The following is an 18,440-nucleotide window of genomic DNA, read 5'->3' on the forward strand; positions in this document are numbered from 1 at the left end:
AGGCCGGATCAAAAATCCGGCCTGATGACCCATGAAAGTTACTTGGCGGAAACCGCCTTGTCCGGATTCGGGGGGAAGGCCGGGTCGGTCTTCTTGCCGCGAAGCAGGTCGAACGCATAATTCAACTGCACGTCGTCCTTCGGATCCGGGGGAACATAGGCAACGGAACCTGAGCCTTCATCGGTCTCGCTCTGACCCTTGATATGGCCGCGCAGGCTGGATTCGCCTTCGGTTGCCATCTTGTCCTTCAGATCGTCCGGCAGCGGCTCTTCGACCTTGATGTCCGGCGTAATGCCGGTGCCCTGAATCGAGCGGCCCGATGGCGTGTAGTAAAGCGCGGTCGTCAAGCGGAGTGCGCCGTTTTCGCCAAGCGGAATGATCGTCTGGACGGAGCCCTTGCCGAAGGACCTCGTGCCGAGAACAGTCGCGCGGCGTAGATCCTGCAGGGCACCGGCGACGATTTCCGAAGCGGAGGCCGAGCCGCCGTTGACGAGCACGATCACCGGCTTGCCATCCGTGAGATCGCCCGGGCCGGCATTGAAGCGGCGGGTCTCGTCCGGATTGCGGCCGCGGGTCGAGACCACTTCGCCGCGCTGCAGCAGAGCGTCAGAAACCTTGATTGCCTGATCGAGCAGACCGCCGGGATTGAGACGCAGATCGAGCACATAACCCTTGAGCTTGTCGGCCGGAACCGTCGCCTTGATCTTGGCGATCGCCTTTTCGAGGTCCGGATAGGTCTTTTCGGTGAAGGAGATGACCCGGAGATAGCCGACATCATCCTCGACGCGAGACTTGACGGCCTGTACGGCGACGATGTCGCGAACGATCGTCAACTCGATCGGCTTATCCGCACCCTTGCGGATGAGTGTGAGCTTGATCGGGGTGTTGACGGCGCCGCGCATCTTTTCGACAGCTTCTTCGAGCTTCAATCCGCGGACGGACTGGCCGTCGATCTCGGAAATATAATCGCCGGCAAGAACGCCTGCCTTGGACGCGGGCGTATCGTCGATCGGCGTGATGACCTTGACGAGTTCGTCTTCCATCGTGACTTCAATGCCGAGACCGCCGAATTCACCCTTCGTCTGGGTGCTCATATCCTCGGCATCCTTGGCATTCATATAGCTCGAATGCGGATCGAGGGACGAAAGCATGCCATTGATGGCATTTTCGATCAGTTTGTCTTCTGCCGGCGGTGTGACGTACTGGGCGCGGACGCGCTCGAAGACGTCCCCAAACACGGAGAGTTCCTTGTAGGTGGATGCCCCGGCCGCTTCGGCCGGCACTCCTGCCGCATAAATTACGCTCATGGCAGTCGCACCCATCAATGCGCCGACCAGAACAAGAGAAGCCCTACGAATCATTGCGTGCCTTTCCAGTGTCTTTGGCGGACCACCACGGTCGGGAATCGACCGGTTTTCCGTCTTTTCGAAATTCAATGTAAAGCGTTGGCCGGTTGGTTTCCAGCGCCAATGCTGTTGCGCTCGCGACTCTTTTTGCACCCATCACCGCAAGGGGCTCGCCTGCGAAAACGAATTTTCCTTGGCGCGTGCTGATTATGTCCATTCCGGAGAGGACCAAGTGATATCCGTCGCCTGCGTCGAGGATGATCATCTGGCCGTAGCTGCGGAAGGCGCCGGCGAAAACCACCAGTCCATCCGCCGGCGCAGTCACCACCGTATCCGGATTGGTGGCCAGCGTCGTTCCCATGGCCTCGTGTCCAGTGCCGTCGGCGTCGCCGAACTGGCGCAGAATATCGCCCGCCACGGGCAGCTCCAATTTCGCCTTCAATTCTCCGAACGGATATGCGGGCGCAATGCGGTTTTTATCGGGCACACCGCTATCGGCAAGTGCCCTGGCCTGTGCCCGCTGCTCGTCCGTGAGCAGCTTCCGGTTCTCTTCCTCGCGCCGGGCCGCTTCAGCAGCTTCGCGCACGGAGGCAATCTCGGATTCCATCGAAGCCACGAGGCCCTCGAGGGTTGTCGCTTTGCCTGCCAGTTCCTCAGAGCGCTTCTTTTCGGCTTCGAGATCGGCAGCGTTGCTGCGGCTTAGCTTATCGTTTTCGGCGAGGAGCAGGTCCATGCGCCGCTCCTCTTCGATGCCATTCGTCATGGTGGCGGTAAGATTTGCCTTCTCCACCACGCTCGCAGCCTGCAAGGCCGCGAGGTTGGCGAGATCTGCGGCAAGCTTATCGGTCTCCTTGCGCATGCCGGGCACGACAGCACCCAGCAGGATGGCGCTACGCACCGAGGCAAGCGCATCGTCCGGTGTCACAAGGAGAGCGGGCGGCGGATTGCGGCCCATGCGCTGAAGGGCGGCGAGCACTTCGGCAAGCAGCCCGCGCCGCTCATGAAGCGAGCGGCGGATGGCGTCCTCCTTGATGCCAAGGTCGGCAAGCTTTTTTTCGCTTTCGAGGATCTGTTTTTCGAGCGTCTTGCGCCGCGCGGCGGAATCGATCAGCGCCTGGCGGATGTTGGTGCTGCTTTTGTCGAGATCGGCGATGCTTTTTTGCAGCGCTGCCACTCTATCTGACGAAAGATTGATCGTTTTTGATATGGCCTCGAGCTCGGTGCGGGTCTCGTCGCGCTTTTTTTTGAGCTCGGCGGCCGGGTCCGGCAACGTCTGATCGGCCTGTTGAGATGTTCCAGCCACAGGCGCTGCGACTGGTGCATCCTGGGCGAACGCGCCCGCTCCACCAAAATCGGACTGGGCGAAAATGACTGTCGCGCCGAGGCCAGCCGCGAATGCAGGCAGGATCAGTCGCGTTCGCTTGCGGGCAGTTCTCGTCATGCGTGTTCAGGGGCAACTTTCAAATCGCGCGGAGACTATGCCGATTTGCCGTCATTTGCCAGAAAGATTGGCGAACAAGGCCACACTTGGCAAAACACGGCTGCGTGACTGATCATACGCGGTGATAGGGGTGACCGGAAAGGATAGTGACGGCACGGTAGAGCTGTTCGGCAATGAGCGTCCTCACCAACTGATGCGGCCAGGTCATCTTGCCGAGGCATAGGGTCATGTCGGCACGGTCGTAAAGCGCGGGGTCAAGGCCGTCGGCTCCGCCGATGGCAATCATCAGATCCCGTTTTCCCTGATCGCGATAGTTACCGAGGACCTTTGCAAAAGCTTCGCTGTCCAACGCCTTGCCGCGTTCGTCGAGGAGAATGAGAATGCTGCCTTCAGCCATCGTCTTTTGAAGCATCGCTGCCTCTTCGCGCTTGCGCGTTTCTGCATTGGCGGCGCGACTTTCAGCAACCTCGGCAACGCGGGAGAATTCGAGACCGATCGCAGGACCAGCCTTGGCAAAACGGTCGAAATAGCGGGCCGCAAGATCCTTCTCGGGGCCGGACTTCAGCCGTCCCACCGCAAAAAGACCAACCCGCATCCATCCGCTCCTGTCATGCGCCCAGAAGGCACAATACCGGCTTTGGGCCGGGTTCTCATGTTTCCGGCCTGTTTACTGCCGCGCTCAGGCGCCGGACAAGCCGGCCCGCCTATCAGTGCCGCGTTTCTTCATCCATATCCGGCGCTGCCCACATCTTTTCGATGTTGTAGAACTCGCGGATTTCGGGGCGGAAGACGTGCACGATGATATCGCCGGTGTCGATCAGGACCCAATCACCGCCGTCCTTGCCCTCAACGCGGGCTGCGCCAAAGCCCTCGTCTTTCAAGTCGGTGAGCAGATGATCCGCGATCGCCAGGACATGGCGGTTCGATCGGCCGGAGACGACGACCATATAGTCCCCCAGCGCAGATTTCCCAGCAATGTCGATGGTGACGATATCTTCAGCTTTGGAGTCCTCAAGGCTCGTGAGGACAGCTTGCAGAGCGCGGGCGGCGGCATCGGCGCCACGTTCCAGGCTCTTCGGGACAACGGCGAGCGTTCTTCCCTTGGCGTGTACTGTTGTCAGTGCTTTTCCTTTCCTGCAATAACAGAACATGCGCATCACTGATTTGGGCGAACCAAATCATGGTTAAGATAGGCATCAAACCGTTAATCTTTCAAGACACGAGCCGGTTATCATTTCGCGAAGACTTAAATTCGCGTTCAAGATTTATGTCGTTACCGGCAGCAAGGCGGCTGTGTACAGCGCCAACGGCCAAGCGTAAAGTGGCTGCGATTTTCCGTAACTGCAGAACCGAATGGACACTACCGCCAGACATCAACTCGTTCCCATCCTACGCATCAGCTTTCCGCACGAGGATCGCCTAGGCCGCGGCAAGATGGAGCTCCTGGAGCACATCCGCGAAACCGGCTCGATCTCGGCAGCCGGCAGGGCGATGGACATGTCCTACCGGCGCGCCTGGTTGCTCGTCAGCGACATGAACCGCATGTTCAACGCGCCGGTAGTCGAATCCCAGCGCGGCGGCCAGAAGGGAGGCGGCGCGGCGCTGACGCCATTTGGCGAGGAGTTGCTGTCGCGGTTCCGGCATATGGAAGACGCCATGCGAACAGCCCTTGCGGGTGATCTTGCCTGGCTGGAAGGCAACCGCAGTCAGGCCGAGGCGGCAAGAAAATAGTCAAGGCTGCAGCGCGACTGTCTTGATGACAGCGAAGACAGGCTTGTTGGGCACAAGATCGAGCCTTTCAACGGACAATGCGGTGATACGCGACAGGATGATATCGCCGCCGCAGTCGATCTGCACCTCGACCGTTCCGTCTTGCGCAGGCGATATCTGTCGGATGATGCCGTCGATAATATTCAACGCGCTTAAACCCTCCGGCCTGACGGTCGCCAGCATGACATCGCGGGAAGGAATGTGGACGCGAACGCGCTTGCCCGGCGATACCGTGGCACCCGGCACAAAAAGGCGGGACGTCTTCAATGCGAGCGTCGCAAGGCGATGTTTTTCATCGAAGCTTTCGACAGCACCTTCCAGAAGGGCACCTGCTTCGCGCCGGTCTTCGGCCGCCGAAGGACGGCTCAGCACATCGGTCGCGCTGCCCGCCGCCTCAACCTTGCCGTCGCGCATCACAACGACCTGATTGGCGAGGCGCGCCACTTCTGAAATCGAATGGCTGACATAGACGATCGGAATCTGCGTCTCGTCACGCAGACGTTCGAGATAGGGCAGGATCTCGGCTTTGCGGGCCTCGTCAAGCGCTGCGAGCGGTTCGTCCATCAGCAAAAGACGCGGAGAGGAAAGCAGCGCACGGCCGATCGCCACCCGTTGCTTTTCTCCGCCTGAGAGATTGGAAGGGCTTCGATCGAGCAGGCTTTCGATGCCGAGCAGGTCGACGATGTGGTCAAAGTTGCCGGTTGGCGAAACCTTCGGCGCGAACCAGCTTCCATAGGAGAGGTTCTTTCGAACGCTCAAGTGCGGGAAGAGCCTGCCATCCTGGAAGACATAGCCGAAACGGCGGCGATGGCGGGGAACGAAGATGCCTTTGCCCGTGTCGGTGAGTGGCGTACCGTCGAGGAGAACCCGGCCTTCATCCGGTCGGACGAGGCCGGCAATGATGCGGATCATCGAGGTCTTGCCCGAACCGGACCGGCCGAAGAGGGCCGTCACGCCGACTTCGGAGGTAAAGGCTGCATCAAGGGTGAAGGCGCCGAAGCGGTGCCTGGTTTCGATGGTGAGCGTCATTCCGGGTCTATCCTCGCGGCCCGCGAGATGCGCCATGAATTCAGACGCCAGCAGCGCTGACATGGAGATGACGATAGCAACCAGGGTAAGGCGCATAGCGCCGGCGTCGCCGCCTGGGACCTGGGTGAATGTGTAGATGGCGGAAGACAGCGTCTGCGTCTCACCCGGGATGTTCGATACGAAAGTGATGGTTGCGCCAAATTCGCCCATGGCCTTGGCAAAGGACAGGATCATCCCGACGATGATTCCAGGCGTCGTCAGCGGCAGCGTGACGGTGAGGAACACCCATAGCGGGCTCGCGCCAAGGGTGCCCGCCGCTTCCTCGATCCTGCGGTCGATTGCCTCGATCGAAAGCCGTATGCTTCGGACCATCAGCGGGAACCCCATGACCGCACAGGCGAGAGCTGCGCCTGTCCAACGGAAGGAAAAGACGATCCCGAAATATTGATCCAGCAAGCTGCCGATCGGTCCCCTGCGGCCGAAGAGGATCAGAAGAATGAAGCCGGTGACGACCGGCGGAAGGATCAGCGGCAGATGAACGATGCCATTGACAACACTCTTGCCATAGAAGCGGCCGCGGGCAAGAAGCAGCGCAACCGCAATGCCGAACGGCAGGCTCGCGAACATGGCGACAACGGAAACCCGCAGGCTGAGCAAGATCGCCGTCCACTCATCATTGCTCAGGCCAAAATCCAAGTTGGGTATCTCCGATAGATCGGTTCGAAGCTGCAGGATAAAATCCCTATTCACTTCAGGATCGTAAAGCCCTGCGCAGTAAAGAAGCGGGCGGCGTTCTCCGACTTTAGAAACTTTAGATAGGCAACGGCGTCCGGGTTCTTGCTGGCGGCAAGCAGCGCGATAGGGTAAATGATCGGCGGATGCGAATCGGCTGGAAACGTGCCGACGATTGCGACGCCTTCATCTGCCGCCGCATCTGTCTGATAGACAATGCCATAAGGCGCTTCGCCGCGGGAGACGAGCGCAAGAGCGGCACGCACGCTTTGCGCACCGGCAATCTTCGGCTCCACCGATGTCCAGACGCCGAGCTTTTTGAGCGCGGTTTTGCCGTATTTGCCGGCGGGGACGGATGTCACTTCTCCCATGGCGAGCCTGCCATCGCCAAGAAGACCGGAAAGATCAAAACCCGGCTTGATATCGACCTGCTTTGCCTTATCGCTGGCGGTCACCAGCACGATGCGGTTGCCAAGGAAGTCTGCGCGGGTGTCTTCCCTGATCAGGCCTTTCTTGGCGACGTAGTCCATCCAGTCGAGATCGGCGGGGATGAAGATATCGGCTGGTGCGCCACTTTCGATCTGCTTGGCGAGTGCGGAGCTCGCTGCATAGGAAGCGACGGCTTCCTTGCCGCTTTCCTTTGCCCAGGCTGCATTTGCGGCATCAAGCGCATTCTTGAGGCTCGCCGCCGCAAAGACGGTAATTCTATCTGTGGCGCCTGCTGGCTGCGGCAGCAGCCCGGCAGCGCCAATCCAGGCCACGGAAAACCCGACGACGCGTTTCATCCATTGCCGGCGATTGTGCATATCTTCAATTCTCCTTCGAAATATTCAAAGGAATATATCGATATCGATAGAATTGGCTAGGGATATGTTTTGAAGAATATATCGTCTTCCAGATTGGTTGACATCAGCCAGACGGACGGCGGCTTGCCGCAGTACAGGCGGTTCTCTGAGAATGGTCGACGGTTGCGCGTGCGGTCGATGAGAGCCTGATCATCAAGCGTGATTGTACTCAACTGAAGGCAGGTGAAATCAAGGAGAGGGTCGGTGAAATTCGCTTCTTCGGCATCGACGGAGAACATTTGCTGCCGCACGTTGTAGCCGACAGCCGGCTCGCAATGGATTCACTGGCCGAGCACAGGGTGATCGCATTCGATCATACCTTCAACCCGGGCTGGCCTGAAGGCACGGTCAGGTTTGCAGATTTCCTGCGGGGGCGAGGCGTGATTTTAGCTGACGCTCGGCCGGTGCGAACGCGCCTCGCACGAGGACCCAAGCGGTTGTCGACCTCTCGGAGCGTCTCGCGAACCAACGAGCGTGGCGAGACAGAAAGTGCCCCAGTTTGACTCTCAACCACAGCGGCTCAACACTGATCGGTTGCCACTTTTCAGCACAAGTTGGTCAGGGAGGAAGCAATGGAAGCCATCAATCGTAGATCCACAATCGCACTCGGCCTTACAGCGGCCGCAACGCCTCTGATCTCCTGGGCGACACCTGCTGTCGCCCAGACTTCCGGCAGTGACGAGGGCAAGGAGCTCGCGCCGGGTGTCAGAGAGATAACGCATGGTGAGCGGGCTTCGGTCATCCCAGCTTATGCGATGGTCAAGCTGCGCGATATCGTTATCCAACCCGGAGCGAAGACGCCGGACAATATGATGGCGAACGACATGCTCTGCCACATGACTGAGGGAGAACTTTCGGTCGTTCAGAACGAAAAGAAGTTCACGGTCAAGAAGGGCGACGTTTGGACCTGCGCTAAAGGGAATACGACCGAAGGTACCCAGAACACGAGCAGTGCGGTCGCGATCATGCGGATCATCGATTTGATGACCTCATAAGGAGGCGACGCACCGAAGTGGGCAACGGCGGCTCTAAAAAGCGAAGCCCCGAGGCGTCGTTGCCGTTATCTCTGCCCTTCAAAGCAGCGGAGGACGCATGTCTGTCCCGTTTGGTTTTTAGATGGCGACTCCGGCCCCGCGGAGTCCGTCCACCAGCCGATCGAGCAGATCGGGGTCCCGGTAGGGTAAAGTCCTCTTGAGGTGGTCGACAGAGCGGGTGAGGACAGAAGCGAGAAAGCTCGATCAGGATGCCCTGCGGCGGGCCGCTGAAGACTATGGCGGCGTGCGCGCGAAGAAGTTCTTCAAAGACGCCCTTGCCGACTTGAAAGTTGCTAATGGCTGATTACCTGCACCGGCACCCAGAATTTGCAGACCTGCTCCGCATCGTCGGCGAGGAGATGGGCATTCTGCCTGCTCTCGTCGAGAAGGACTAAGACAGAGGCTGCCGCGTAGTCATCACCCTTTTTCTCACGTTGCTTCCGCTTTTCGACCGCAAGCTGAACGAGGGCCAGAGGATCGCCACCTCCCGGCCGAAGGAGCGGTGGAGCCGGCATTCGTACAAAAAGAGGCAGCAAACATTGGCAAAGCCGTCCGTCGCCGTGTGTCACACCCTCATTGGACAAGCCGGACGGCGCCGAGATTATTGATCTCGTTGTTCGCCAGTTCCGACTTGCAATCGAGCTTGAAAGTGCTGTTGCCGGTCATGGTAATTTTCTGGGCGATGATTCGGACGCAGTCGCCAGACGTCGTACCATTGCCGGAATACTCGACTTCTTCGGCTGCTGGCATGTAGATGATGCCGCTGATGTTCGAGTTGCTGTTGCCATTGATCACTGCGGAGGCAGTGTTATCGCGGTCGGCGACGATAACGAAACCCGCCCATGGCCCCGATGTCGGGGCAGTGACGTTAACGGTCGAACCGCCATGAATGTCGATTTCAGCGCCGTTGAGCAGGAAGAATGTGACCCCTTCGCCAGTGATGACCGACTGGCTCCCGAAACTCAGCTTGCCCCCGTCGATGATATAGTCACCGGGTTGCAGCTTCACAGCGCCCTTGATTTGGAGACCCTTGTACGTCCCGGGCTCCAGTTCGCCGGAGCCTTTGTTCTTGGCCAACGTTCCTGCTTTCGGCATCGTTTTGAGTCTGAACGGGTCAAGGGCCGCTGCCGTTCCCTCGTACGGCTTGTCGCATTCGAGATCGATTTTGTACGGCGAGGCGGAGACCTTGCCTGGCGTATAAAGACATTCCGTCTTCAGGCTGCCCGATCCGCCGACATAGATGGCTTCGTTGCTGCGCGAGTTCGCGGTGATCGCACACTTCGACGTGTCGACCTTCGAACTGCCGGTAACCTCGAAGGCGCGATCTGCCGTCGGGCTGAGCGCGAGAATGCAGGCTTCGTTGCCCGCTTGGTAAGCGGTGCTACTGCGGCGGGAGATAGGGAAAGATAATCGAGTCAGGAATACCGGGTGGTAGTTGACTGCATAGTCAGCCGTCGCCATTACCTGCTGTCCCGCCAGGGAATAGGCGATATGCAAAGATGGAGGTTCCGCTGCCGGGGATGCATCCTTGCCCTGAGAGACGGCACCCGCCCCTTGATAATTGCCGAAGAACATTTCGTTCGCCAATTGAGTGGCTTCCGCCTCGCTGTAGCCCTCGCCGTAAAGGCGCACCGCCGCAAGCGTGGCGCTGTCCAGCGCCTCCTGCAACTTGTCGGCCTCGAAACTGGCATTAACGAAGTCGATCGCGACGGAAGCCGCCCCCAGTAAGGGAACGATTGCAACCGCAGTCAGGATTGCAAAGTTGCCCACCTCGTCGCGAATAAATCGATCGACATGCCGTTTGAGAACTTCACGCATTGGTATGCCCCAGATCCGAGTAGCCAAGCCGACACATTAGATGTTAGCGATATACGATTGATTGCCTCTTTCATTCGAATTGTACGTATCCCAAAGAATACAAATCCTACCCGTATGCCGAAACGCTCCCGTTTTTGCGCATCCGGGAACAGTTGGACTTATCCAGCGCAAGTGCTCATGCGCAGGTCATCAATTTGTTCGGCAAGTAGCAGTCACGCGGAAAACGCCGGGCACGTGCTCCGAGCTACGAGAGCCAAGGTGGCCGACGTCGATCAGTTACCAAGGCGGAGACGGTTGGCAGGCGGCTCGGGAGTCTGGACCCAATTGCTCCAGCATCGCAGGCCGCGTCGGGCCAAATGCTGCCCTGCCGTGGTCGTGTTTGCTACCTAAACCCGAACATATGTGGACCAGTCGGCAGTCGCTACGGCGTGACGCGACATAGCTTGGCGAATCTGGCCTGATCCTAACTTCGTTGGCTTTGCGGCCTCTCCGGCTTGAGGACCGCTCCGCCCTCGTTTTTGGGCTAGAGTCCCGCTCACGTGGATATCCTATGAGAAGGGTCTACTGTGCAAACGGGTTAAGCCATCTTCCCAATGCCGCAAAAAGCGGCAACACTGCGGTGTGAATTCGAGGAGCCTTGCGCACATCGCATTGCTGCAATGCAATATACGGTATTCCAGTTTTCCGAAGTTATGATAAAACATACTTATCGAAACGGCGATCTCCTCCTCCCAAAGCCGTTAGATATGGGTCGGCAGCACTCCTCCTCCCAGCTGTCGATCAAGTTTATAAAGCCCGACGGATCCTCCCCCGTCGGGCTTTTCATTTGTCAGCCTTCCTGAAATTGCCGCTACTCAGCCGCTTTGCGAATAGCGGTCGAACTCAATGCCGATCGCGGGCCATGAATAAAGGTCCAGGCAGGGGCGGATTTTTTCCAGAGCACACGGGCATCGTCCTCATCGATACGGGCGAAGTCGAAGGTCTTTGCCATTTTCGACGAGAGATAGGAAAGCGTCGCCCCGGGTCGATCAATGACGGCGATCGGGAAGGTGCGCGCGATCTCTTGCCACTTTTGCCATTTGTGGAAGGCCTGCAGGCTGTCGGCACCCATGATCCAGATGAAATGGATGTTTGGATTGCGCGCCTTTACCCTGGCGAGTGTATTTGCCGTGTAACTGACGCCGAATGCCTGTTCGAATGCAGTCACCTTGATATGCGGATCGGTTGTGATCGCTTCGCTGAGTGCGATCCGCTCGGCAAGCGGCGCAAGATGATTGCGGTTCTTCAGCGGATTGCCAGGCGTCACCATCCACCAAAGTTGGTCGAGGCCGAGGCGCCGTATGGCGATCTCCGCAACCAGCGCATGCCCCTGGTGCGGTGGATTAAAGGATCCGCCGAAAAGACCGACGACCATGCCGCGCTCGGTGTGCGGCATCCGAAGGTAGCGACGGTCTATTTCGTCTGTCGTCACGTCAGGGCCGCGTTTGTCCGGTGCCGCGCACGCGGTATTTGAAGGAGGTAAGCTGCTCGACACCAACAGGACCGCGGGCATGCATCTTGCCCGTCGCAATGCCGATTTCCGCACCCATGCCAAACTCGCCGCCGTCGGCGAATTGTGTGGAAGCGTTGTGCAGCAAAATGGCCGAATCGATCTCGGTGAAGAATCGCTCGACGACGGCCGGATCATCCGCGATCACGGCTTCCGTATGGTTCGACGAATAGTTTTGGATATGTGCGATCGCGCCGGAAATGCCGTCCACGACGGCGACGGAAATGACTGCATCGAGATATTCGGTCGACCAATCCTCCTCGGTCGCCGGCTTCATGCCCGGGGCAACCTTCAACACCGTCGCGGATGCGCGGATTTCACAGCCGGCCTCGGCCAGCACTTCGAGAAGCGGTGTCAGATGCGTGCCGATTGCAGCGCCGTCGACAAGCAGGGTTTCCACGGCACCGCAGATGCCTGTGCGGCGCATCTTGGCGTTGACGATGATCCTCTTTGCCATTTCGATATCGGCAGACTTGTCTACATAGATGTGGCAAAGGCCTTCGAGGTGAGCAAAAACCGGCACGCGAGCTTCGTTCTGCACGCGGGCGACAAGGCTCTTGCCGCCGCGCGGCACGATGACGTCGATTGCATCTTCCAAGCCCCGCAGCATGGCGCCGACGGCGGCACGGTCCGAAACCGGAACGAGCTGTATGGCATGCTCCGGAAGATCGGCTGCCTTCAGCCCTTCAACGAGGCAGGCATGGATTGCCTGCGACGAACGGCGCGAATCCGAACCGCATCGCAGGATCACAGCATTGCCTGCCTTCAGGCAAAGCGCACCGGCATCTGCCGTCACATTCGGCCGGCTTTCGAAGATGACGCCGATGACGCCGAGAGGTGTGCGGACCCGCTCGATCTTCAGTCCGTTCGGCCGATCCCAGGCGGCGATCACTTCGCCGACGGGGTCCTTCAGCGCGGCAATCGCCCGAATGCCTTCGGCCATTTCCGTGATGCGCTGGTCATTCAGTGTCAGGCGGTCGATGAAGGAGGCAAGCATATCGGTGCCAGCGACATCCTTCAGATCCTTGGCGTTTTCGGCAAGGATGTGCTCCTTGCTTGCGAGGATCGCGTCGGCCATCGCATTCAGCGCCTTGTTCTTGGCCTCGGTGGACGCAAAGCCTAACGGTCGTGCCGCAGCCTTGGCCTTGCGGCCGATGTCGTTCATCAGCGCGTCAATGTCAGGGCTGTGCACAACGGTCTCAAGCATGGGCCGTGTCCTTCTTCTGTCTTTCCGATTTCGAATTTACCTGTGACGTCATCACCATATCGTCGCGATGGATCATGGCGGTACGGCCGGGATAACCGAGGATCGCTTCGATCTCCGTTGATTTGCGACCAACGATCTGGCGGGCGTCTTCTGCGTCGTAGCTGACGAGGCCGCGGGCGATCTCGCGCCCAGAAGGGCCGATGATTGCCACGGTGTCCCCTCGGCTAAAAAGCCCGATCACCTTGCGAACGCCGGCGGGAAGCAGGCTCTTGCCCGCACCCAGCGCCGCCACGGCGCCGTCGTCGACATGCAGTTCTCCGGCTGGCTGCAACTGACCTGCGATCCAGGTCTTGCGGGCGGTTACGGGGGTGCCGGAGGGTGCAAACCAGGAGGAACGTGCGCCGTTCGAAATCGCCGATAGCGGGCTATCCGTTTTGCCGGAAGCGATGATCATTGCGCAGCCCGACGTCGTCGCGATCTTGCCGGCGTCGATCTTCGTGCGCATGCCGCCGCGCGACAGTTCGGAGGCGGCGCCGCCTGCCATGGCTTCGATCTCCGGAGTAATCTCGGCGATCGTCTCGAGGAATTCCGCCCCTGGATCGAGGTGCGGCGGCGCCGTATAAAGCCCATCGATATCGGATAGAAGGATCAGCAGGTCGGCGCCCGTCATCGTTGCGACACGGGCCGCGAGGCGATCATTGTCGCCGTATCGGATTTCGCTGGTCGCGACGGTGTCGTTCTCATTGATGATCGGAACAGCGCCGATCTTCAGCAACTGGTTGATCGTGGCGCGGGCGTTCAAATAGCGGCGGCGTTCTTCAGTATCGCCGAGCGTCAGCAGGATTTGGCCCGCCACGATCTCATCCCGCGATAGGCTTTCCGACCAGGCACGCGCGAGCGAAATCTGGCCGACGGCTGCGGCCGCCTGGCTTTCCTCCAGTTTCAGCGCTCCAGAAGGCAGATCGAGCACTGAGCGGCCGAGCGCGATAGCGCCCGAGGAGACGACGAGCACATCCGCGCCTTTTGCTTTCAAACCGGCGATGTCGGCGCACATCGCATCGAGCCATGCCTTCTTGAGCCCGGTCTTGCGGTCAACAAGGAGTGCTGAGCCGATCTTGATGACGATGCGGCGGTAGCGTTCGAGCGGCTTACGCGTCGTCATCCGTTCTGTCCTCGTCGGCCGCGATCATGTCGCGATGCCGCAGCTTCGGCGCTTTGGCCGGCTTCTCGCCGCCCGCATTCGCTTCGACAATGATGTCGCGCAAAGCTCGCAGAACCTCGGTCATGCCCTTGCCCGTTGCGGCCGAAATCTGGAACGGCGTCTTGCCGCACGCCTTGGCGAGCTCCTTCGTCTTCTTCTTCAGCGTCGCCTCGTCGAGCACGTCGATTTGTGAGAGCGCAACGATTTCCGCTTTGTCGGTCAGTTCGTTACCATAGGCCTCAAGCTCGTTCTTCACAGTCGTATAGGCTTTGCCAACCTTTTCCTCCTGCGCCGAGACCAGATGCAGCAGCACGCGTGTACGCTCCACATGGCCGAGGAACCGGTCGCCGATGCCGATGCCCTCGTGCGCGCCTTCGATCAGCCCCGGGATGTCGGCGAGAATGAATTCCTGTCCGTCGATGGTTGCCACGCCGAGATTCGGATGCAGCGTGGTGAAGGGATAATTGGCAATCTTCGGCCGCGCGCGGGTGACTGCCGCCAGGAACGTGGACTTTCCGGCATTGGGCAGACCGACGAGGCCGGCGTCCGCAATCAGCTTAAGATGCAGCCAGATCGTCTTTTCCTCGCCAGAAAGGCCGGGATTTGCCCAATCCGGTGCCTGATTGACCGAGGACTTGAAATGCGCATTCCCAAAGCCGCCGTTGCCGCCGGCGGCAAGCCGGAAACGCTGTCCTTCTTCCGTCAGGTCGCAGATCAGCGTTTCCTGGTCTTCTTCCAGCACCTGCGTTCCGACCGGGACCTTGAGCGTCACGTCGTCGCCATTGGCGCCGGTGCGGTTCTTGCCCATGCCGTGCATGCCGATCTTGGCCTTGAAATGCTGCTGGTAGCGGAAGTCGATCAGCGTGTTGAGGCCGTTGACGGCTTCAACCCAGACATCGCCGCCGCGTCCGCCGTCGCCGCCGTCCGGCCCGCCGAACTCGATGAATTTCTCGCGCCGGAACGAGACGCTGCCTGCGCCGCCGTCACCAGACCGGATATAGACCTTTGCTTCGTCGAGAAATTTCATTTTACTTCCATCATCGGTGGCTTTTTACGCGCCCCATCCTGCCGCTTTCGATATAGGCGGTTCAAGCTAAGGTCAAAGATTATCGTGAAGTTTGCGAGCTATAACATACAGTACGGCTTCGGTCTTGATGGGATTTATGATCTCGGCCGTATTGCGGAAAGTCTCGATGGAGCGGATATCATCGCGCTTCAGGAGGTGACCAGGGGCTTCGCGCGAAACGATTTTTCCGACATGGCGGCCGATCTCGCGGCCTTCTTTCCCAACCATTTCTGGGTCTATGGCCCGGCCTGCGATCTGCATGTCGACGCCGGTGAAGAGGGCTTTCCGCCGCGCGGCACGCGCTTCCAGTTCGGCAACATGATCCTTTCGCGTTGGCCTATCCTGTCGGCGCGCACCCTGCTTTTGCCGCGCAGCCGCACAGTTTCGAAAATCAATCTGCAGCGTGGGGCGACCGAGGCCGTCATTAATACGCCGGAAGGCGCGCTTCGCGTCTATTCCGTTCATCTCGATCACGTTTCGCCCGACGAGCGTATCCGCCAGCTCGCCTATTTGAACGAGCGCATCAATGCGTTTCCGTTCGAGGGCGGTTGCCTGTCGGGTGCCTGCGAATTCGAGATCGCGGATCTGCCGCTTCCGGAAGACTACGTCATCTTGGGCGACTTCAACATGATGCCGGAATCGCCGGAATATTGCTCGTTTGCCGGGACGAAGGACGGATATTACGGCCGCGTGCCGCGCATCGGAACACCCGTCGATGCGCTGGCCGCGCTCGAAGGCTATGCGCCCGCAAGCTATAGCTGGATGGACCCGAAGAATCACGGCAAGCGCATGCATCTCGATTACTGCTTTGTCAGTTGCGGCCTGCATGGCCGCCTGAAATCTGCTCATGTGGATACAGCTTCGGTAGGCTCCGACCATTTCCCTGTCTGGATCGAGATCGGCGGATAGGAAAACACCGCAGCGCCGGCTGCGGTGTTCTTGTCTGGTCAGGCAGCCTTCGTGATCTGCAGAGCGCCGGGCTGAAGCACGGTTTCGACGTGCGATACCATGGTGTTGCGGGCGAAGCTGTAGATCTCCGCACATCCCGTCATCCGGAAACCGAGCTTTTCCTGCAATCTCAGCGAGGCTGGATTGTCCGCGAACACGCCCGAATGAACGGCGCTTTCCGGCATCCGCCGGGAAAAGCGCTCCAGCACGGCTGCGACAGCCTCGCTCATATAGCCGCGCCGCCAAAAGTAGCGGTTCAGCCAGTAGCCAAGATGCCAGCGGCCGTGGCGGAGCTCGACGGAGACGACGCCCAAATGCGTGTCGTCGCCATCGGTGACCGCCAAGTGCCAATCCGGCAGACTGCCGGACGTCACGGGAACCAGCCAATCAAGCGCGTCCTGCCTGTCATAGGGCGCGGGCACGCGGGCAAGCATGCGAGTGATTGCGAAGTCGGACAGCGATTCCGCAATTGCATTCGCATCGGCCAACCTGTGCGGGCGGAGCGTCAGCCGGGGCGTGGTGACGACCGGCACGGGGCCGGGCGTCACTTGCTCGCTCTTGGGTCGCTGCAAGATGGCGGCGCTCATCACAGGCTCCCCCAACTTCTCAGCGACATCCAGGTCTTCCGGTCGAGCCGGTACCATTCCACGGGCACGTTGCTGCCGAGCGCCAGAGACGCGGCAAGGCCTGAGCCCTGGAACTGGAAGCCGCACTTCTGGATAACCCGCCGCGATGCGATGTTCATCACCCGGCAACGGGCATCGATCTGATCGACGTTTTCGCGCGTGCGAAAGACCATATCGACCAGAGCGTGGCATGCTTCGGTCGTATAGCCCTGGTTCCAATAGGGTTCGCCGAGCCAATAGCCGATTTCGACGGTACGCCCGTCAGCATGCGGCTCAACTCCGCAGCACCCCATGAAGGCGCCGTTTTCAGCTTTGGTGATGGCATAGACGCACTTACCAATCTCGCCATTCTTCGTCCGACGCACGAAGTCGGCTGCATCATTGGCGGTATATGGGTGCGGCATACGCGATACCATTGTGGCGACTTTGGCGTTGTTGGCGAGATGGGAAAGGGCGTCAATGTCTTCCTCGTGGGGCGCGCGCATGACGAGCCTTTCCGATAACAAGACAGGGCAATCGGTCCTTAACCGCTCCGGCCTCAGCCGTTCTTGGGGTGACCGTGATTGGTCAACCCTTATCAGTTCGCCTTGCATGTTCAGTCCTCCTTATGGACAAAGAAAAAGGGGAGATGGCGCCCCATCTCCCCTGTTTTCTGGACTGAACCTGGTACGGCCAGCCGGGTCGATGAGACGCCGGCTGTTTTTGAGCGCTACCGGCTTATTCCGCTGCTTCCGCTTTCGGCATTACAGACACGTACACGCGACCATTGGCCTTCGTTCGGTAGTCCACATTGCCTGCCGTAAGCGCAAAAATGGTGTGGTCCTTCCCGAGGCCGACATTGGCGCCCGGATGCCACTGCGTACCGCGCTGACGCACGATAATGTTGCCTGCGATGACGGCTTCGCCGCCGAACTTCTTCACGCCAAGGCGCTTGGATTCGGAATCACGACCGTTACGCGACGAACCGCCAGCTTTTTTGTGTGCCATTGGAGTTCTCCTTTAAACCTTTAGTCCCGTGATCTTACTTGGCAGCCACGATGTCCGTGATGCGGACGACCGTATGATGCTGGCGATGGCCGCGCGAACGCTTCGAGTTCTGACGGCGGCGCTTCTTGAAGGCGATGACCTTCTTGCCGCGGTTGTGCTCGACCACTTCGGCCTTGACGGAAGCGCCCTTGACGAAGGGAGCACCAATCGCAGCGTCGGCGCCTTCGCCGATTACGAGGACTTCGGTGAATTCGATGGAGTCGCCAGCGGTTGCTTCAAGCTTCTCGATGGTCAGCACGTCGTTGGCTGCCACACGGTACTGCTTACCGCCGGTCTTGATGACTGCGAACATTTTTTGATCCTTTCATGTTCGATCCAGCTCTCCCCGCAAACCGCAGGTGGCTGTCTTCTTATCAGTCGAAGTTAAGCAGGGATTTCAGGGCGTTCGCCCGGAACTCTGTCTGCCGGTGAAACCCCGCGCGGGCGCGAGGCTGGCAAGGCACGGACTTCTCCATACCTATTGCGTGAGCGAGATACGCGAGTGTCAAAAAGCTGTCAAGGCAAAAGGATGAAAAGCTTTACAATTTCGTCTTGCCAGCCTGCCTTTTGATCGCTATGAGACAGCCCGCGCGAAACAAGCGCCGACCAGCACCGCGGAGAGGTGGCAGAGTGGTTGAATGCACCGCACTCGAAATGCGGCATGCCTGCAAGGGCATCGGGGGTTCGAATCCCCCCCTCTCCGCCACTAGGAACGCTTTGCCATAAGGCTTCCGCACGATCTGCTGATTTTCATAAATCTTATGTGGCTGTGTTGGAATTGGCGAGGGCCACACTCGAGGCA

General features: G+C 59.3%; 19 protein-coding genes, 1 tRNA gene and 1 pseudogene. 4 read left to right on the forward strand and 17 right to left on the reverse strand.

What is annotated here, in order from left to right:
• Positions 1–38 precede the first annotated feature (38 nt).
• From ACZ9DP_RS36055 to rsfS, 4 genes are all read right to left on the reverse strand, one after another.
• The gene (locus ACZ9DP_RS36055; RefSeq protein WP_074070065.1) at positions 39–1,361 is read right to left on the reverse strand and encodes a S41 family peptidase; all 1,323 of its coding nucleotides are present in this window, start codon (positions 1,359–1,361) and stop codon (positions 39–41) included.
• A complete protein-coding gene (locus ACZ9DP_RS36060) occupies positions 1,351–2,757 on the reverse strand; it encodes a murein hydrolase activator EnvC family protein (RefSeq protein ID WP_074070474.1) in 1,407 nt (468 codons plus the stop codon). Before ACZ9DP_RS36060 ends, ACZ9DP_RS36055 begins: the two co-directional genes overlap by 11 nt.
• A 142-nt stretch (positions 2,758–2,899) precedes the next feature.
• Entirely contained in the window at positions 2,900–3,382 is a 483-nt protein-coding gene (rlmH, locus tag ACZ9DP_RS36065) for a 23S rRNA (pseudouridine(1915)-N(3))-methyltransferase RlmH (protein WP_074070064.1), read from the reverse strand.
• Between the two features lie 112 nt (positions 3,383–3,494).
• A complete protein-coding gene (gene rsfS / locus ACZ9DP_RS36070) occupies positions 3,495–3,938 on the reverse strand; it encodes a ribosome silencing factor (RefSeq protein WP_028740009.1) in 444 nt (147 codons plus the stop codon).
• Positions 3,939–4,140: 202 nt separating this feature from the next.
• Here rsfS and ACZ9DP_RS36075 point away from each other — a divergent pair, with 202 nt between their 5' ends.
• Positions 4,141–4,518 (forward strand): winged helix-turn-helix domain-containing protein, encoded by a 378-nt coding sequence (locus tag ACZ9DP_RS36075; protein ID WP_074070063.1) that lies wholly within the window; start codon positions 4,141–4,143, stop codon positions 4,516–4,518.
• On the opposite strand, the gene modC is transcribed toward ACZ9DP_RS36075, so the two are convergent.
• The 4 genes and pseudogenes from modC to ACZ9DP_RS36095 all read right to left on the reverse strand — a co-directional run bounded on the left by modC (position 4,519) and on the right by ACZ9DP_RS36095 (position 7,402).
• On the reverse strand, positions 4,519–5,586 hold the full coding sequence (gene modC, locus ACZ9DP_RS36080) for a molybdenum ABC transporter ATP-binding protein (protein WP_476205240.1): 1,068 nt from the start codon (positions 5,584–5,586) through the stop codon (positions 4,519–4,521).
• Positions 5,583–6,282, reverse strand: a pseudogene (modB, locus tag ACZ9DP_RS36085) (molybdate ABC transporter permease subunit). The gene modC and the pseudogene modB overlap by 4 nt, the downstream one beginning before the upstream one ends.
• A 50-nt stretch (positions 6,283–6,332) precedes the next feature.
• Entirely contained in the window at positions 6,333–7,124 is a 792-nt protein-coding gene (modA, locus tag ACZ9DP_RS36090; protein ID WP_476205241.1) for a molybdate ABC transporter substrate-binding protein, read from the reverse strand.
• Positions 7,125–7,180: 56 nt separating this feature from the next.
• On the reverse strand, positions 7,181–7,402 hold the full coding sequence (locus tag ACZ9DP_RS36095) for a hypothetical protein (RefSeq protein WP_476205242.1): 222 nt from the start codon (positions 7,400–7,402) through the stop codon (positions 7,181–7,183).
• Positions 7,403–7,735: 333 nt separating this feature from the next.
• On the opposite strand from ACZ9DP_RS36095, the gene ACZ9DP_RS36100 reads away from it, so the two are divergent.
• The gene (locus tag ACZ9DP_RS36100; RefSeq protein ID WP_476205243.1) at positions 7,736–8,158 is read left to right on the forward strand and encodes a cupin domain-containing protein; all 423 of its coding nucleotides are present in this window, start codon (positions 7,736–7,738) and stop codon (positions 8,156–8,158) included.
• Between the two features lie 612 nt (positions 8,159–8,770).
• Here the strand turns inward: ACZ9DP_RS36100 and ACZ9DP_RS36105 are convergent.
• The 5 genes from ACZ9DP_RS36105 to obgE form a co-directional block, all read right to left on the reverse strand.
• Positions 8,771–10,015, reverse strand: a complete 1,245-nt coding sequence (locus ACZ9DP_RS36105; protein ID WP_239596381.1) for a pilus assembly protein TadG-related protein — start codon at positions 10,013–10,015, stop codon at positions 8,771–8,773.
• 850 nt (positions 10,016–10,865) lie between these two features.
• Complete coding sequence (locus tag ACZ9DP_RS36110; RefSeq protein WP_022717534.1) at positions 10,866–11,450, reverse strand: nicotinate-nucleotide adenylyltransferase; 585 nt, start codon at positions 11,448–11,450, stop codon at positions 10,866–10,868.
• 37 nt (positions 11,451–11,487) lie between these two features.
• The gene (locus tag ACZ9DP_RS36115) at positions 11,488–12,771 is read right to left on the reverse strand and encodes a glutamate-5-semialdehyde dehydrogenase (RefSeq protein ID WP_283070023.1); all 1,284 of its coding nucleotides are present in this window, start codon (positions 12,769–12,771) and stop codon (positions 11,488–11,490) included.
• The gene (proB, locus tag ACZ9DP_RS36120) at positions 12,764–13,933 is read right to left on the reverse strand and encodes a glutamate 5-kinase (RefSeq protein WP_194728481.1); all 1,170 of its coding nucleotides are present in this window, start codon (positions 13,931–13,933) and stop codon (positions 12,764–12,766) included. The genes ACZ9DP_RS36115 and proB overlap by 8 nt, the downstream gene beginning before the upstream one ends.
• Entirely contained in the window at positions 13,920–14,999 is a 1,080-nt protein-coding gene (obgE, locus tag ACZ9DP_RS36125; protein WP_074070051.1) for a GTPase ObgE, read from the reverse strand. The genes proB and obgE overlap by 14 nt, the downstream gene beginning before the upstream one ends.
• Before the next feature lie 84 nt (positions 15,000–15,083).
• Between obgE and ACZ9DP_RS36130 the strand changes: the two genes are divergently transcribed.
• Positions 15,084–15,947 carry an endonuclease/exonuclease/phosphatase family protein gene (locus tag ACZ9DP_RS36130; RefSeq protein WP_476205245.1) on the forward strand — a complete coding sequence of 288 codons (864 nt, stop codon included), beginning with the start codon at positions 15,084–15,086 and terminating at the stop codon, positions 15,945–15,947.
• Positions 15,948–15,985: 38 nt separating this feature from the next.
• Here the strand turns inward: ACZ9DP_RS36130 and ACZ9DP_RS36135 are convergent, their stop codons facing one another.
• The 4 genes from ACZ9DP_RS36135 to rplU all read right to left on the reverse strand — a co-directional run bounded on the left by ACZ9DP_RS36135 (position 15,986) and on the right by rplU (position 17,951).
• Positions 15,986–16,573 carry a GNAT family N-acetyltransferase gene (locus ACZ9DP_RS36135; protein ID WP_074070049.1) on the reverse strand — a complete coding sequence of 196 codons (588 nt, stop codon included), beginning with the start codon at positions 16,571–16,573 and terminating at the stop codon, positions 15,986–15,988.
• A complete protein-coding gene (locus ACZ9DP_RS36140) occupies positions 16,573–17,205 on the reverse strand; it encodes a GNAT family N-acetyltransferase (RefSeq protein WP_028740006.1) in 633 nt (210 codons plus the stop codon). The genes ACZ9DP_RS36135 and ACZ9DP_RS36140 overlap by 1 nt, the downstream gene beginning before the upstream one ends.
• A 124-nt stretch (positions 17,206–17,329) precedes the next feature.
• Positions 17,330–17,599: a 50S ribosomal protein L27 gene (gene rpmA / locus ACZ9DP_RS36145; protein WP_022717527.1), complete on the reverse strand. Its 270-nt coding sequence runs from the start codon at positions 17,597–17,599 to the stop codon at positions 17,330–17,332.
• A 34-nt stretch (positions 17,600–17,633) separates the two neighbouring features.
• Positions 17,634–17,951, reverse strand: coding sequence for a 50S ribosomal protein L21 (rplU, locus tag ACZ9DP_RS36150; RefSeq protein ID WP_039846498.1), 318 nt, complete (start codon positions 17,949–17,951; stop codon positions 17,634–17,636).
• A 303-nt stretch (positions 17,952–18,254) separates the two neighbouring features.
• Here rplU and ACZ9DP_RS36155 point away from each other — a divergent pair.
• Positions 18,255–18,344: transfer RNA gene (locus ACZ9DP_RS36155), tRNA-Ser, on the forward strand.
• Positions 18,345–18,440 lie beyond the last annotated feature (96 nt).

This window comes from Rhizobium sp. USDA 4016 (assembly GCF_056279705.1).